Raw genomic sequence first — 1,020 nt, forward strand, 5'->3', positions numbered from 1 at the left:
GACAAGCATCGTCATTTTATTATGGTCAGCCTCAGGGTGAAGTGTGTCTAATCAACAGGGTTTTCGGTCTCTAAGTACTTTTTAAAGGGAACATCATCGACTCAAATCTCTATTTGCAACAGTGCCATTTATCGTTGGGTTCAGCGTTATGCTCCAGAAATGGAAAAACGGTTACGCTGGTATTGGCGTAATCCTACAGATTTACATTCATGGCATATGGATGAGACTTATATCAAAGTGAAGGGGCGATGGACTTACCTGTATCGTGCAGTTGATCAACGGGGTCATACGATTGACTTTTACCTTTCCGCTAGACGGAACAGTAAATCAGCCTATAGTTTTCTAGGAAAGATCTTCAATACGGTGAAAAAATGGCAAATTCCACGGGTCATCAATACAGATAAAGCAGCGACCTATGGCCATGCTTTATCACGATTAAAGCGAGAAGGAAAATGTCCAGTAGATATTGAGCACAGGCAGATTAAGTATAAAAATAATGTCATTGAATGTGATCATGGTAAGTTAAAGCGAATCATCAGGGCCACATTAGGATTCAAATCTATGAAGACGGCTTATGCCACAATTAAAGGTATTGAAGTCATGCGTGCACTACGTAAAGGACAAGCATCGTCATTTTATTATGGTCAGCCTCAGGGTGAAGTGTGTCTAATCAACAGGGTTTTCGGTCTCTAAGCACTTTTTAAAGGGAACATCATCGACTCAAATCTCTATTTGCAACAGTGCCGTAAATTTGAGAATGAATCTGTACGTACAGACTCATTCCCTATCTATAAAGATATTAGAAATAGCTACATAGAGTTTATTTCTAGTTTATTCAAATTAGTCGTTCAAATTAGGCGTTACTACGGATGAACAATAATTTTTACAGCAGACAGAGATGGATCCGTAAATTTGAACAACTCCTATAAGTGATATTCTGCTCCTCAAATGATGTTATAAACATCAATATATGGAGTATTTTATGGCACGTAGACCAAGAAGAAATCATTCAAATGATTT

1 pseudogene is annotated in these 1,020 nt (G+C 38.0%); it reads left to right on the plus strand.

Annotated features, from left to right (window positions below):
* Positions 1-105 precede the first annotated feature (105 nt).
* A pseudogene (locus FTU44_RS15065) lies at positions 106-693 on the plus strand (IS6 family transposase); the annotation flags it as partial.
* Between the last annotated feature and the right edge of the window lie 327 nt (positions 694-1,020).

The organism is Acinetobacter sp. YH12105 (assembly GCF_013419095.1).
GTDB lineage: Bacteria > Pseudomonadota > Gammaproteobacteria > Pseudomonadales > Moraxellaceae > Acinetobacter > Acinetobacter pseudolwoffii.